Origin of the sequence: Variovorax davisae (assembly GCF_030316845.1) — a bacterium.
GTDB lineage: Bacteria > Pseudomonadota > Gammaproteobacteria > Burkholderiales > Burkholderiaceae_C > Variovorax > Variovorax davisae.
In genome coordinates this window covers 92,573-106,519 of sequence record NZ_JASZYS010000017.1, presented here as the reverse complement: position 1 = coordinate 106,519, position 13,947 = coordinate 92,573, and the positions used below count along the sequence as shown (strand labels likewise).

12 protein-coding genes are annotated in these 13,947 nt (G+C 69.6%); 4 read left to right on the top strand and 8 right to left on the bottom strand.

Annotation, left to right across the window (positions count from 1 at the left end):
• Positions 1-33: 33 nt before the first annotated feature.
• The 5 genes from QTI33_RS29995 to QTI33_RS29975 all read right to left on the bottom strand — a co-directional run bounded on the left by QTI33_RS29995 (position 34) and on the right by QTI33_RS29975 (position 7,745).
• Positions 34-1,002, bottom strand: a complete 969-nt coding sequence (locus QTI33_RS29995; protein WP_286510182.1) for a hypothetical protein — start codon at positions 1,000-1,002, stop codon at positions 34-36.
• Between the two features lie 29 nt (positions 1,003-1,031).
• Positions 1,032-1,997 (bottom strand): GDP-L-fucose synthase, encoded by a 966-nt coding sequence (fcl, locus tag QTI33_RS29990; protein ID WP_286510180.1) that lies wholly within the window; start codon positions 1,995-1,997, stop codon positions 1,032-1,034.
• 30 nt (positions 1,998-2,027) lie between these two features.
• The gene (locus QTI33_RS29985; protein ID WP_286510179.1) at positions 2,028-3,464 is read right to left on the bottom strand and encodes a mannose-1-phosphate guanylyltransferase/mannose-6-phosphate isomerase; all 1,437 of its coding nucleotides are present in this window, start codon (positions 3,462-3,464) and stop codon (positions 2,028-2,030) included.
• Positions 3,461-4,183, bottom strand: coding sequence for a sugar transferase (locus tag QTI33_RS29980; RefSeq protein WP_286510177.1), 723 nt, complete (start codon positions 4,181-4,183; stop codon positions 3,461-3,463). The genes QTI33_RS29985 and QTI33_RS29980 overlap by 4 nt, the downstream gene beginning before the upstream one ends.
• A gap of 469 nt (positions 4,184-4,652) precedes the next feature.
• A complete protein-coding gene (locus QTI33_RS29975) occupies positions 4,653-7,745 on the bottom strand; it encodes an Rne/Rng family ribonuclease (RefSeq protein ID WP_286510176.1) in 3,093 nt (1,030 codons plus the stop codon).
• A gap of 543 nt (positions 7,746-8,288) precedes the next feature.
• Here QTI33_RS29975 and QTI33_RS29970 point away from each other — a divergent pair.
• From QTI33_RS29970 to QTI33_RS29955, 4 genes are read left to right on the top strand one after another with little or no spacing between them, the layout of a single operon-like run.
• The gene (locus QTI33_RS29970) at positions 8,289-9,338 is read left to right on the top strand and encodes an RluA family pseudouridine synthase (RefSeq protein WP_286510175.1); all 1,050 of its coding nucleotides are present in this window, start codon (positions 8,289-8,291) and stop codon (positions 9,336-9,338) included.
• Positions 9,331-9,999 (top strand): HAD-IA family hydrolase, encoded by a 669-nt coding sequence (locus QTI33_RS29965; RefSeq protein ID WP_286510174.1) that lies wholly within the window; start codon positions 9,331-9,333, stop codon positions 9,997-9,999. Before QTI33_RS29970 ends, QTI33_RS29965 begins: the two co-directional genes overlap by 8 nt.
• A gap of 7 nt (positions 10,000-10,006) precedes the next feature.
• Entirely contained in the window at positions 10,007-10,369 is a 363-nt protein-coding gene (locus tag QTI33_RS29960) for a Rieske (2Fe-2S) protein (RefSeq protein ID WP_286510173.1), read from the top strand.
• Between the two features lies 1 nt (position 10,370).
• On the top strand, positions 10,371-11,411 hold the full coding sequence (locus QTI33_RS29955) for a S49 family peptidase (protein ID WP_286510172.1): 1,041 nt from the start codon (positions 10,371-10,373) through the stop codon (positions 11,409-11,411).
• Positions 11,412-11,423: 12 nt separating this feature from the next.
• Here the strand turns inward: QTI33_RS29955 and QTI33_RS29950 are convergent, their stop codons facing one another.
• Genes QTI33_RS29950 through QTI33_RS29940 form a run of 3 tightly spaced genes read right to left on the bottom strand, consistent with a single transcriptional unit; the run spans position 11,424 to position 13,919 of the window.
• Positions 11,424-12,560, bottom strand: coding sequence for an MFS transporter (locus QTI33_RS29950; RefSeq protein WP_286510171.1), 1,137 nt, complete (start codon positions 12,558-12,560; stop codon positions 11,424-11,426).
• Between the two features lie 13 nt (positions 12,561-12,573).
• Complete coding sequence (locus QTI33_RS29945) at positions 12,574-13,341, bottom strand: SAM-dependent methyltransferase (protein ID WP_286510170.1); 768 nt, start codon at positions 13,339-13,341, stop codon at positions 12,574-12,576.
• Positions 13,338-13,919 carry a Maf family protein gene (locus QTI33_RS29940; protein ID WP_286510167.1) on the bottom strand — a complete coding sequence of 194 codons (582 nt, stop codon included), beginning with the start codon at positions 13,917-13,919 and terminating at the stop codon, positions 13,338-13,340. The genes QTI33_RS29945 and QTI33_RS29940 overlap by 4 nt, the downstream gene beginning before the upstream one ends.
• Positions 13,920-13,947 lie beyond the last annotated feature (28 nt).

Below are 13,947 nucleotides of genomic sequence, written 5' to 3'. Positions count from 1 at the left end.
TGCGAGCCCCCTTCGGAGCGGCCGGGCGGGGGCTCATCGCCGGGCCTCGCTGCGCATCGTCCGCAGGGCGGCGACATGGGCATCGACGCAATGCGGCTCGTACCATTGGCGCGCCTCGCGGCCGACGGTGCGCGCATCGACGTGCTCGAGCGCGCCGAAGCCGGGCAGGTAGTTGAGGTTGGCGACCAGTCCGTCGTGCGGCCGGTAGTCGTTCCAGAGCAGGATCGGGCACAGGCCGTGGGCGCTGTAGGCGGCCAGCACGCCGCTCTTCGACGCGTAGTCCAGGGGATAGGAGAGGGCGCCGTAGCTGGCGCCGGACAAGGCCTGGCTCACCGCCTGCGCCGACAGCTTGCCGTGCACGACGGCTTTTTCCAGCACCAGGCGCTGCGCCAGTTCGGCATCCTGCAGCGGGGGGCCGATGTCGTGAATGACCAGGCCCCTGCGGCGGGCGCAGTCGAACACTTCGCCGCCGCCCCATTGATAGACATTGGCGCGCACGCCGGGGCCGCCGAAGACGACCAGATGCGGCGCCCTGTCGGTGTCGATCGAGGCCGGCTCGCCCACGTTCGAGAAAACAGGCAGCACGCGGTGCGGCGCCGCTTCGCGCCGCGCCAGCAGCCAGCGGCCGGACTCCTCCCGGTTGGTCAGCCAGAAATCCGACAGATCGAGCAGCTCGCGAGCGATCCGCTTCTGCCAGGCGCCGAGCCAGAAGGCGGATCCCCAGGGGGGGCTGGAGGCGTACAGCTCGTGGAACACCACGCCGAAGGCCTGGAACCGGCTGCGCAGGTGGCGCACCTGCTCGACCAGCCAGAGCGGCAGGCCGCGCTTGTGGTAGCCGTAGCCGCTGAAATGCAGCAGCAGGCAGTCGCCCGACAGCGACGAGACGTCGGTCGTGCGGGTCATCTCGAGCGGCGGGGCCTGCAGCGACTGGCCGATCAGGCTCGCATAGTCCCGCACGCCGCCGGCGCCCGGCGGAACGAGGGACAGAAAGGAGGCGCCCATGGTTGGCATACCGCCGCGACGGGGCCGCCTCAGGCGACCAGGGCTTCGCTGCAGAAGTCTTCGTAGGCGTGCGCGATGCCCGCGCGCAATGCCATCGAGGGCGTCCAGCCGAGCCCGCGGATGCGCGACACGTCCAGCAGCTTGCGCGGCGCGCCGTCGGGCTTGCTGGAGTCGTACTGGATGCGGCCCTGGTAGCCCACCACCTCGCTCACCAGCTGCGCGAGCTCGGCGATCGACAGGTCCTCGCCGGTGCCGACGTTGAGGTGGCTGGCCATGACATCGGTGTGGGCGGCATAGGTGTCCCGCGGCAGGTCCATCACGTGCACGCAGGCGCGCGCCATGTCGTCGACATGGAGGAACTCCCGCTTCGGCGAGCCGGTCCCCCAGATCACGACGGCCGGCGCGTCGTTGGCCTTCGCCTCATGGAAGCGCCGGATCATCGCCGGCAGCACATGGCTGTTCTCCGGGTGGTAGTTGTCGCCCGGCCCGTAGAGATTGGTCGGCATCACGCTGCGGAAGTCGCAGCCGTACTGGCGGTTGTAGCTCTCGCACAGCTTGATGCCGGCGATCTTGGCGACCGCATAGGGTTCGTTGGTCGGTTCGAGCTTGCCGGTCAGCAGCGCGTCCTCCGACATCGGCTGCTGCGCCAGACGCGGGTAGATGCAGCTGGAACCGAGGAACAGCAGCCTGGCGACGCCGCTGCGCCACGACTCGTGAACCAGGTTGGCTTCGACCATCAGGTTCGAATAGATGAATTCGGCCGGGTAGCTGTTGTTGGCATGGATGCCGCCGACCTTCGCCGCCGCGACATAGACTTCGTCGGGTCGTTCTTCGGCGAAGAAGGCCCGCACCTGCGCCTGTTCGGTGAGGTCGAGCTCGTCGCGGCTGCGGGTGATGATCCGGGTGTAGCCCCGCGCTTCGAGGCAGCGCACGATGGCGCTGCCGACCATGCCGCGATGGCCCGCCACGAAAATCCGCTTGTGCAACTCGTTCATTGAAATCTCGCCAGGTCGCTGTTGAAAAGGTCAGGCGATCTTCTTCGCGCCGCCGATGTCGAGTGAATCTACATCGGCGAAGCGCACGATGTCGTCCTCGCCCAGGTAGCCGCCGGTCTGCACCTCGACCACCTCGAGGGCCATCTTGCCGGCGTTCTCCAGCCGATAGACCGCGCCCACGGGGATATAGATCGATTCGTTCTCCTTGACCAGCACCGTCTTGTCGTCGCACACCACGCGCGCCGTCCCCTTGACCACCACCCAGTGCTCGGCGCGATGGTGGTGCATCCGCAGCGCCAGCCGCGCACCCGGCTTGACCGTCAGCCGCTTGACCGCGAAACGCTCGCCGTCGTCGATGCTGTCGTAGGCGCCCCAGGGCCTGGGAATGCGGCGGTGCCGGGTGGCCTGGCTGTGGCCGTGCGTGGTCAGCAGCGCGACCACGTCCTTGACCTGCTCGGCGCACTCGCGGTGCACGACCAGCAGCGCGTCCGGCGTGTCGACCACCAGCAGGTCCTTGGTGCCGAGCGCCACCACCGGCCGGCTGGGCGCGTGGATGAAGGTGTTGGTCGCGCCCATGGCGAAGCCCTGGCCGCTGATCCGGTTGCCGTGGGCATCGGTGTCGTGGAGGTCGGCCACGGCGTTCCAGCTGCCGACATCGCTCCAGCGGCCCTGGAACGGGATGACCGCGACGCGATCGCATTGCTCGAGCACGGCGTAGTCGATGCTCTGGCTGCGGCAGCGTCCGAAGGCGGCGCTGTCCATGCGCATGAAGTCGCCGTCGGTTTCGATCGCGGCGGTGGCCAGCCTGCAGTTTTCCAGGATGTCCGGGGCGTGCGTCTGCAGGGCGGCGATCAGGACCTTGGCCTGGACCAGCAGGATGCCCGCGTTCCAGAGATGGCCGCCTTCCAGCAGCATCTGCTCGGCGCGTTCCGCCGGCGGCTTCTCGATGAAGGCGGCGACCGCATGCCCGGCGTCGTCGCCCAGCGTCGCCTCGAGCGGCAGCCCCTGGCGGATGTAGCCGTAGGCCGTGCTGGGGAACGACGGTTCGACGCCGAAGGTCACGAGATAGCCGGCCTGCGCCGCCGGGATGCCCTTCTGGATCGTGGCGACGAAGCGCTCGGCCTCCGGAATGTGGTGGTCGGCCGGCGCGAACAGCAGCAGTTCTTCCGGGTCGGCCAGCAGCGCCATGGCGGCCATCGCCGCGGCGGTATTGCGGGCCACCGGCTCGAGCAGCTGCTTGCCGGTCACCAGCGCGGCGTCGATCGCCTCCTGCACCAGGAATCGATGCTCCTCCGCGGCCACGCAGGTCACTTCGGGATTGAGCCGGCGCAGGCGCTCGAGCGTGAGCGCCAACAGGCTCTTGTTCCCGATCAGCGGCGCGAACTGCTTGGGCAGCGTCTTGCGCGACAGCGGCCAGAGCCGGGTGCCGCTGCCGCCGCACAGGATGACAGGCTGGATCCGGGTCACCGCGAACCCTCTCCGCTGACCACGGCGCGCACGGTCCGAAACAGGATCTTGATGTCCAGCCACAGCGACCAGTTGGTGACGTATTCCACGTCGAGTTCGACCCGGCGCGCATAGGACAGCCGGTTGCGGCCGCTGACCTGCCACAGGCCGGTGATCCCGGGGCGCATCGCGCAGTAATGCGTCCAGCCGCGGCCGTAGAGGCTGCGCTGGCGTTCCATGCAGGGACGCGGCCCGACCAGGCTCATGTCGCCCTTGAGGACGTTCCAGAACTGCGGCAGCTCGTCCAGGCTCAGCTTGCGGATGACCACGCCGATCGGCGTGATGCGGGGGTCCTTTTCCAGCTTCTGGAACGTGTCCCACTCGGTGCGGGCCATGTCGCTGCGGCTAAGGAACTCGTCCAGGACATCGTCCGAATTGCGCACCATCGAACGGAACTTGTAGAAGCGGAAGCGCTGGCCGCGTTCGCCGAGGCGGGTCTGCCAGAAATGCACCGGCCGGCCCATGCTGATCAGCACGCCCAGGGCCACCATGACATAGAGCGGTCCGAAGAGGGCGAAGAAGACCAGCGCCCCGACGATGTCGACGGCGCGCTTGACGATGCGCTGGAGGATCGACAGCCGGGGCGGGCTGGCCTCCAGCGGCGGTGCAGACGGGCCCCCACCCTCTGGGGGAAAGCGTCGGACCACGTTGCCGCTGGTGGTCGAATCGGAACGAAACATCTGAAATTCCCCCGTAACGGGTACTGCCTCAACCTAGAGCGGGGCAGTGTAACGCTTTACTACTATCAGCAAGAATTTGAACATATGTCGTGGCCTTCGTGGTGTCAGCAAAAGCCTTACATGGTCCGCCAAAAGGCGTAGGCTGATCCCTCGTCTTTGCGTTGATACAGAGGGGCGGGACCGGCTTACCTTCGACGATTGCAGTGTAGTCCTTTTGTATAACAAATTGTTAACACGGAAGAACATCCTGGTGTTGTTTCTGCACGCCAATCGCGCTTTTGCGGATTAGTACCGATGGTTTCGTTTGTGGTGCGTGATCTGCGGGTCCGCGCAAGGGGCTGCGCCAGCCGACGAACGGTTGCAAATGGGCGACGGGCGTGCGTCAGAAACGAAAAAGGGAGGCCGAAAGGCCTCCCTTCAAAGTGGAGCGTCGCGGAAGAGCGGCTCGCGCCGGCTCTCCGCCGCCGCCTCAGTGCGTCGCGTTGGCGCCGCGTGCCGCGTCCTCGAAGGGCAGCGTCATCGATCCCAGGTCGCGGCGGGTTTCCACCAGCACCAGCGGACCCTCGTCGATCACGATCGCCGGCGGGCGCTCGCGCGGCACGTGCTGGGGCTGGGGCTCGGCGGCGATGGCCGCCCGCACCTCGGCCACCCGTTCGGCGTCCGAGTTGACCCAGTGCAGACCGGAGCCTTCCGCCACCTGCGCCAGCTCATCGAGCGGCAATTCGAAAGGCTGGACCTTCGGCAGGGCGCGCGAGGAAGGCGCCTTGGCCTCGACCACGATCGGAGCTGCGGGCGGTGCGGCCGGGCGTTCCGTGCGCACCGGCGCCGGCGGCAGGGCCGACCGGACGACGGCTTCTTCCGCTTCGACCGGTGCCGCGGCGGCGGGCACCGCTTCGGCCTCGCCGCCTTCCTCGCGCGGACCGCGCTCGCGCCGGTCACGGCCGTAGCGGTCGCGCGAACGGCCGCGGCGTTCGTCGCCGTCGCGCCGCGGTGCCGCTTCGCCCTGGTTTTCGGCGCCAGGGGCGGCCTCGGGGGCGCCGAGTGCGCCCGCTTCGGGCAGCGTCGATGCGGCTGCGCCCGCTGCTTCTTCCGACAGGCGTGCCGGAGCGTCGCTGCGCCGCTCGCGGCGGCCGTCGCTGCGTTCGCCGCGCGGCGGGCGGTCTTCGCGCCCGTTGCGTGCGCCGCGCTCGTTGGCGGCGCCGTCCGGGCTGGCTTCGCCCTGGGCGTCGCGGGTCGTGTCGCCATTGCGTTCGCGGCCGCCGTCGCCGTTGCGCTCGCCGCGTTCTCGGCGCTCGCCGCGTCCGCGCGGTGCACGTTCGGCCGGGGCTGCCGTCTCGCTGCCCTCGCCGGCACTGGGCGACAGCGCCTGGGCGTCCAACTGGACGTCGGCGGCTTCGGCCGGCAACTGGCGGGCTTCGCCGTCGCGGCGCTCGCCGCGGCCGCGACGCTCGCCGTCGCGCGGGGCGCGGGCTTCGCGCGGTTCACGCGCCTCACGCGGCTCCCGCGGTTCCCGGACCTGGCTGTCGGCGCGCGCCTCGCCGCGGGTTTCGCGTCCTTCGCGGCGCTCGCCATCCCGGCGCTCGCCACCGCGGCCGCCGCGGCGTTCGCCGCCACGGCCTTCACCGCCGCGAGCCTCGCCATCGCGGCCACCGCGGCCTTCACCGCGGCCGCCACGGCGCTGTTCACCGTCGCGCGCGCTGCGCGCGCCTTCACCATCGCGTCCGCCACGGCCGTCGCGGCCTTCGCGGCCTTCGCGGCGCGGCTTCGGCGCTTCGACCGGAATCACGGCCGGCGCCGGCGCCGGTGCCGGGGCGCCGCCGAACAGGCTCTTGATCCAGCCGAACAGGCCGGACTCGGCCGACTTGGCGGGCGCCGCCACCGGAGCGGGTGCGGCCACGGGCGCCGGTGCCGCCACCGGTGGGCGCACCGCCTCGGGCTTCGGCACCGCAACCGGCGCCGGCGCGTCGGGCAGCACGCCCTTGATCACCGGCGTCTGCTTGTTGGTCGGCTCCTGCGAGCGGCGCGTGACCGAGGTCGGATCCTCGATCTCGTCGGCCATCTTGTAGCTGGCCTCGATGTGGTCGAGGCGCGGATCGTCGTGCTTCAGGCGTTCGAGCTTGTAGTTGGGCGTCTCGAGCGTCTTGTTGGGCACCATCAGCACGGTGACGCGCTGCTTGAGCTCGATCTTGGCGATCTCGGGGCGCTTCTCGTTCAGCAGGAACGACGCCACCTCGACCGGCACCTGGACATGCACGGCGGCCGTGTTGTCCTTCATCGACTCTTCCTGAATGATGCGCAGGATCTGCAGCGCGCTCGATTCGGTGTCGCGGATGTGGCCCGAGCCGCCGCAGCGCGGGCAGGGGATCGACGAGCCTTCGCTGAGCGCCGGCTTCAGGCGCTGGCGGCTCATTTCCATCAGGCCGAACTTGCTGATCGAGCCGAACTGCACCCGGGCGCGGTCTTGCCGCAGCGCGTCGCGCAGGCGGCTTTCGACCTCGCGACGGTTCTTCGACTCGTCCATGTCGATGAAGTCGATCACGATCAGGCCGCCGAGGTCGCGCAGGCGCATCTGGCGCGCCACTTCATCGGCGGCTTCCAGGTTGGTGCGGGTGGCGGTTTCCTCGATGTCGCCGCCCTTGATGGCGCGCGCCGAGTTGACGTCGACCGAGACCAAAGCCTCGGTGTGGTCGATCACGATCGCGCCGCCGCTCGGCAGCTGCACCGTGCGGGCATAGGCCGATTCGATCTGGTGCTCGATCTGGAAGCGGCTGAACAGCGCCGCGTCATCGCGGTAGCGCTTCACCCGGGCCGCATGCTCGGGCATCACGTGCGCCATGAACTGCTGCGCCTGGTCGTAGATGTCGTCGGTGTCGATCAGGATGTCGCCGATGTCGTGATTGAAATAGTCACGGATCGCGCGGATCACGAGCGAGGATTCCTGGTAGATCAGGAAGGCGCCCTTGGCGCCCTTGGCGGCGCCGTCGATGGCGCTCCAGAGCTTGAGCAGGTAGTTCAGGTCCCATTGCAGCTCGGGTGCCGAACGGCCGATGCCGGCGGTGCGGGCGATGATGCTGGCGCCCTTCGGGTACTCCAGCTGGTCCATGGCCTCCTTCAACTCGGCCCGGTCGTCGCCCTCGATGCGCCGGCTGACGCCGCCGCCGCGCGGGTTGTTCGGCATCAGCACCACATAGCGCCCGGCCAGCGAGATGAAGGTGGTCAGCGCCGCGCCCTTGTTGCCGCGCTCTTCCTTCTCGACCTGCACGACCAGTTCCTGGCCTTCGCGGATCGCGTCCTGGATCCGGGCCTGGCTGGCCGAGACCCCTTCGGCGAAGTACTGCTTGGAGATTTCCTTGAACGGCAGGAAGCCGTGGCGGTCTTCGCCGTAGTCGACGAAGCAGGCCTCCAGGGAGGGCTCGACGCGCGTGACGACGGCCTTGTAGATGTTGCCCTTGCGCTGTTCGCGCCCTTCGATCTCGATTTCGTAGTCGAGGAGCTTCTGCCCGTCGACGATGGCCAGGCGGCGCTCTTCAGGCTGCGTGGCGTTGATCAGCATCCGTTTCATGATGCGTTGTCCTTATATCTGTTCGTATCGCTCTTACCGGTCCATGACGGACCTAACGATGCACGGACGACGCTCGCGAAACGAAGGAATTGCCGCTGAACCCAGGCTGCTGGGGGCCGCCGCGCGAGCGCAGCCGACCCCATCGAGAGTCAACTCGATGCCAGACGGGGTGGGGGCGCGTGGATGAGCGCGAGCCGCATGAGAAGTCGATTTGCTACTATTTTTATAGCAACTGGCGCAGGGGTGGCGCGCGCTGGCGGCGATTCAATGGCTGACGCTGCCGGCTTTTGCCAGCGCAGGATCAGTTGAATCAGCAGCATCAACACAAGGGACTCGCTTCGATCCGCCGGCAGATTGGGGCCTGCCGGCTGGGGTATTCCGTATCGGTGTTTCGTGGGCGTCGGCTTGACTCGGGTGCAGGGCCCGCCGCCTTGCGCTCTTGCGCGTGGCCTGCGGACGCTGCCTCAAAGCGGCATCGACCTCACAGCGCTCCCTGCAGTGCTCTAAACTTCTGATTAATCAAGCACTTACAAGACCGCGCTGGTGAAAAACATTATAGGTGCGAAGCCGGGCCCCGCGGCGGCAGAAGTTCGCTTTCTGACGGTCGACGAGGATTCCGCCGGCCAAAGGCTGGACAACTACCTGTTCCGCCATCTCAAGGGCGTGCCCAAGACCCACGTCTACCGGATCATCCGTTCCGGCGAGGTGCGCATCAACAAGGGACGGGCCCAGGCCGAGTCGCGGCTGGCGGCCGGCGACCTGGTGCGGCTGCCGCCGGTGCGGGTGTCGGCGCGTGCGGAGGAGGGCGCCACGCCGGCGGCGCCGGCGCGCGAGTTTCCGCTGTTGCTCGAAGACGAGTCGCTGCTGGCGATCGACAAGCCGGCCGGCGTGGCGGTGCATGGCGGCAGCGGCGTGAGCTTCGGCGTGATCGAGCAACTGCGCCGGGCCCGGCCCGCGGCACGCTTCCTCGAACTGGTCCACCGGCTGGACCGCGAGACCTCCGGCATCCTGCTGGTGGCCAAGAAGCGCAGCGCCCTGACCGCGCTGCAGGACCAGTTCCGCGAGCGCGAGACCGGCAAGACCTACTTGGCGCTGGTCGAAGGTGCCTGGCCGGCCAACAAGAAGGTGCTGGACGCGCCGCTGGCCAAGTACCTGCTGCCGGCGGCCGCGGGCGCCGCCGAGGGGGAGCGGCGCGTGCGCGTGGTCGCCAAGGACCACCCGGACGCGATGCGCGCGGTCACGCTGGTCAAGGTGCTGGCCCGCTGCCAACTGGCGGGCGACGCCGCCGGCTTCTCCCTGCTGGCCGTGACCATCAAGACCGGCCGCACCCACCAGATCCGCGTCCACCTCGCCTCGGCCGGCCATCCGATCGCCGGCGACGACAAATATGGCGTCTTCGAGCGCAACCGGGCCTTGCAGAAGCTGGGCCTCAAGCGCATGTTCCTGCATGCATGGCGGCTGCAGTTCACCCATCCCGCGAGCGCCGAGCGCATCGCCCTCCAGGCCGACCTGCCGCCCGAGCTGCGGGTGCTGATGCCGCCCGCCGCGCTCGAAGCGCTCGCCACCCATCCTTTCGTCCAAGCCCATGACTGACTCCCGACCCCGCCGTTTCGACCTGATCGCCTTCGACTGGGACGGCACCCTCTACGACTCCACGCGGCTGATCGCCCGCTGCATCCAGGCCGCCGTGGTCGACGTCGGCGGCGCCCGGCCGAGCGAGAGCGATGCCGCCTGGGTGATCGGCCTCGGCCTGGCCGAGGCGCTGGCGCGCGCCGCGCCGGACGTGCCGAAGGAGAAATACGCCGAGCTGGGCCACCGCTACCGCTTCCACTTCCTGCAGCACCAGGACGACCTGGTGCTGTTCGACGGTGTGCTGGAGATGCTCGATGCCCTGCGCGCGCGCGGCCACAAGCTGGCGGTCGCCACCGGCAAGTCGCGCCGCGGGCTCGACGAAGCCCTGTCCACCGTCGCGCTGCGCGACCGCTTCGACGCCTCCCGAACCGCCGACGAGACCTTCGGCAAGCCGCACCCGCGCATGCTGCTCGAACTGATGGAAGAGCTGGACATCCCGGCCGACCGCACGCTCATGATCGGCGACACCACCCACGATCTGCAGCTGGCGATCAATGCCGGCTGCGCCGGTGTCGGCGTCAGCTACGGCGCCCACGAGCCGGACAGCTTCGACGCCCTGGCGCCGCTGCATGTGGCGCACTCGGTTCCCGCGCTCGCGCAGTGGCTGGCCAAGAACGCCTGAGCCGGCCATGAGCGAGCCGATTCCCCTGTGCAACTCGGCCGAGCTGGTCGAGGGCGGCCGGGCGGTGCCCTTCGACGTCGTGCATGGCGGCGAGACCTGCCGGGCCTTCGCCGTGCGCTTCGAAGGCGCGCCCCACGCCTATCTGAACCGCTGCAGCCACGTGGCGATGGAAATGGACTTCCAGCCCGACCGCTTCTTCGACGACTCGGGCCAGTGGCTGCTGTGCGCGACCCATGGGGCGGTGTACAAGCCGGACACCGGCGAATGTGCCGGCGGGCCCTGCCGCGGCGGCCTGGTGAAGATCGCACTGAGCGAGCGGGACGGCGTGGTGCACTGGCATACTGCCTGGAACCTTCAAGCAGCCTTCTGACATGACCGATTCCAACCGCACGGAGCCCGAGGGTTTCGAGCCCTTCGAGCGCCCGGCGCCTCCATTTTCCGCAGACGGCAAGAGAACCATGGCAAAGAACGATCCGACCTCATCGCCGGGCTGGGAGCGCGCGACGCTCGAGAAGCTGGCTTTCGCCGCGGTGCGCGAGCAGCGCGCCGCCCGCCGCTGGAAGACCTTCGTCCGGCTGAGCTGGCTTGCCTTCTTCGTCTTCCTGCTCTGGTTCGCGATGTCGCGCGGCACGCCCGCCACCGCCAAGGCGACGCCGCACACCGCGGTGATCGAGATCAAGGGCGAGATCGCCGCCGGTGCCGACGCCAGCGCCGAATTCGTGGTCGCCGCGATGAAGACCGCCTTCGAGGACGACGGCGCCAAGGGCATCGTGCTGCTGATCAATTCACCGGGCGGCAGCCCGGTGCAGGCCGGCATCATCAACGACGAGATCAAGCGCATGCGCGCCAAGTACAACAAGCCCGTCTATGCGGTGGTCGAGGAAACCTGCGCTTCGGCGGCCTACTACATCGCCGCCGCGGCCGACAAGATCTTCGTCGACAAGGCCAGCATCGTGGGCAGCATCGGCGTCCTGATGGACGGCTTCGGCTTCACCGGCCTGATGGACAAGGTGGGCGTCGAGCGCCGGCTGCTCACGGCGGGCGAGAACAAGGGCTTCATGGACCCGTTCAGCCCGATGAACGACGCCCAGAAGGCGCACGCGCAGCAGATGCTCGGCCAGATCCACAACCAGTTCATCGAGGTGGTCAAGAGCGGCCGCGGCGAACGGCTCAAGACCGACACGCCGGGCCTCTTCAGCGGCCTGTTCTGGAGCGGCCAGCAGTCGATCGAACTCGGCCTCGCCGACCAGCTCGGCAACGTCGACCTGGTCGCCCGCGACGTCATCAAGGCCGAGGAAGTGATCGACTACACGCGGCGCGACAACGTCGCCGAAAAACTGGCCAAGAAGTTCGGTGCGGCGCTGGCGGATGCGTCGGTGCGGGCCCTGCACGCGGCGCCGGCCCTGCGCTGAGGGCCGGCGCGCTCACGCCGGATCGGCGTGGCGCGCAGAAATGGCCAGCGCCGTGGCGAAGGCCACCACCAGGTAGAGCGCGTGGGTCAGCGAGCTGAGCTGAGCCAGGAAGCCGATCACCGGCGGGCCCGCCATGAAGCCCAGATAGGCCAGCGCCGACACGCCGGCGATGCCGCGGGTGGGCTCCACGCCCGGGACCCGCGCGGAAGCCGCGAACAGGATCGGCACCACGTTGGCGAAGCCGACGCCGACCCCGGCAAAGCCGACCAGTGCGAGCCAGGGCCGGTCGGTCAGCAGCACCAGCGCCATCGACCCCGCGGCCAGCAGCGCGCTGGCGCGCAGCAGCACGGGCGGCGCGAAACGCGCGCGCAGCGCATCGCCGCCGAAACGGGCCAGCGCCATCGCCGCCGAGAAGCTGGCGTAGGCCAGCGCCGCCTGCTGCTGGGGGCTGCCGAGTTCCTGCTGCAGATAAAGCACGCTCCAGTCGTAGATCGCGCCTTCGGCGATCAGTCCCAGTGCCGCCAGCAGGCCCAGCAGGGCCAGCGCGCCGCGCGGCAGGCGAAAGCCGTGGTCGGCGCTGGCGGAGGCCGTGGCCTCGGGCGGGAGCATCGAACGGGCCGCCACGACGACGGTCAAGGCCATCGCGCCGGCGACGAGCAGCAGGTGCCACTGGGGGCGCAGGCCGGCCGCGAGGGCGGCGCTGCCGGTCGCGGCGCCGACCATGCCGCCCAGGCTGAACATGCCGTGCATCCCGCTCATCAGCGGTCGGCCGCAGCGCAGTTCCAACTGCGCGGCTTCGGCGTTGATGGCGACGTCGAACACGCTGGTGACGATGCCGAACACCGCCAGCAGGCCCAGCAGGGCCGGGAAGCTCGGCATCGCCAGCAGCCCGGCGAGCAGCAGGGCGTAGGTCGCGCCGCAGGCGCCGGCGGTGCGGCGGGCGCCCGCACGGCCGATCCAGCGGCTGGCCTGGGTCAGGCCGACCAGGGCGCCGACGCCGGCGGCCAGCATCGCCAGGCCCAGTTCCGCCTCGTCGACGCCGTAGTGGGACTTGACGGTCGGGATGTGCACGCCCCAGGTCGCGAAGACGAAACCCGAACAGAAGAACTGCGTCCGCGCCGCCCAGCGCATGGCGTTGGAAATTTGCATCGGCGAGCGGGTCTCAGCGGCCGATCGCGAACACCGCCGGCGCGCGGCCGTCGGTGGCCATCGGCCTGGCGCGCCAAGCCTTCACCGTGTCGCTGCGTACGCTGCTGGAGGCGAGCGTCAGTCCGCGCGCCACGGCCAGCCGCGTGTTGTGCTGCAGCGTCTGGGTCAGCGCCTGCAGCAGGGCGGCGTTGCGGTAGGGCGTCTCGATGAAGAGCTGGGTCTGGCCGGTTCGCAACGCCAGCGATTCGAGTTCCCGGATCCGCTGGGTGCGGGCGTCGGCGTCCTGCGGCAGGTAGCCGACGAAGGCGAAATTCTGGCCGTTGAGCCCGCTGGCCGCCAGCGCGAGCAGCAGGGAAACCGGTCCGGTGAGCGGCACCACCACGATGCCCAGCTCGTGCGCAGCCCGGGCCACCGACGAGCCGGGATCGGCCACGGCGGGCATCCCAGCCTCGCTGAGCAGGCCGACATCGTGTCCGGCGAGTGCGGGCGCGAGCAGGGGCCGGGCGTCGAACTGCCCCGCATGATCCCCCTTCTTGTGGACTTCGCGCGGCAACTCCTGGATCTGCTGCGACTGCAGTGGCGCCGCGAGCGGACAGACGGCATCGATGCGCTTGAGGTAGGCGCGCGCCGACTTGGCGTTCTCGCAGATCCAGTGGGTGATGCCGGCGGCCGTCGCCAGCGTGCCGCGCGGCAGCGCGTCCTCGAGCGGCGCCTGTTCGTCGCAGCCGAAATCGAGCGGCGCCGGCACCAGGTAGAGCTTGCCCAGGGCCGGGGTGCTCACAGCAGGTCGACTCCGGCGGCGCGCAGCATGCGCGCGGTGCGGATCAGCGGCAGGCCGACCAGCGCGGTCGGGTCGTCGCTGTCGATCGCCTCCAGCAGCGCGATGCCCAGGCCCTCGCTCTTGGCGCTGCCGGCGCAGTCATAGGGCTCCTCGGCCCGCAGGTAGCGCTCGATCGCGGCGTCTTCCAGAGCGCGGAAGACCACCCGCACCGGCGCCAGGTCGCGCTCGGCGAAGCCGCTGGCGTGGCAGACCACGGCGACCGCGGTCTGGAAGACCAGGGTCTGGCCGCGCATGCGGCGCAGCTGTTCGGTGGCGCGGGCGTGGTCGCCGGGCTTGCCCAGGGGCTCGCCCGCCAGGTCGGCGACCTGGTCGGAGCCGATCACGACGGCCTGCGGAAAGCGGCGGGCGACCGCGTTCGCCTTCTCGAGCGCCAGCCGCTCGGCCAGCGCGCGCGGCGCTTCGCCCGCCAGCGGGGTTTCGTCCACCTCCGGCGCCTGGACGTCGAAGGGCAGGCGCAGGCGCGTCAGCAGTTCGCGCCGGTAGCGGGAGGTCGAGGCAAGGATCACTTGGCGTTGCATGGTCCCGATTGTGCGTGAGCGGTTTAGA

Coding starts and splice junctions, on each gene's coding strand:
- QTI33_RS29995 (WP_286510182.1), bottom strand. CDS start 1,002: ATGGGCGCCTCCTTTCTGTCCCTCGTTCCGCCGGGCGCCGGCGGCGTG.
- fcl (WP_286510180.1), bottom strand. CDS start 1,997: ATGAACGAGTTGCACAAGCGGATTTTCGTGGCGGGCCATCGCGGCATG.
- QTI33_RS29980 (WP_286510177.1), bottom strand. CDS start 4,183: ATGTTTCGTTCCGATTCGACCACCAGCGGCAACGTGGTCCGACGCTTT.
- QTI33_RS29975 (WP_286510176.1), bottom strand. CDS start 7,745: ATGAAACGGATGCTGATCAACGCCACGCAGCCTGAAGAGCGCCGCCTG.
- QTI33_RS29965 (WP_286510174.1), top strand. CDS start 9,331: ATGACTGACTCCCGACCCCGCCGTTTCGACCTGATCGCCTTCGACTGG.
- QTI33_RS29960 (WP_286510173.1), top strand. CDS start 10,007: ATGAGCGAGCCGATTCCCCTGTGCAACTCGGCCGAGCTGGTCGAGGGC.
- QTI33_RS29955 (WP_286510172.1), top strand. CDS start 10,371: ATGACCGATTCCAACCGCACGGAGCCCGAGGGTTTCGAGCCCTTCGAG.
- QTI33_RS29950 (WP_286510171.1), bottom strand. CDS start 12,560: ATGCAAATTTCCAACGCCATGCGCTGGGCGGCGCGGACGCAGTTCTTC.
- QTI33_RS29940 (WP_286510167.1), bottom strand. CDS start 13,919: ATGCAACGCCAAGTGATCCTTGCCTCGACCTCCCGCTACCGGCGCGAA.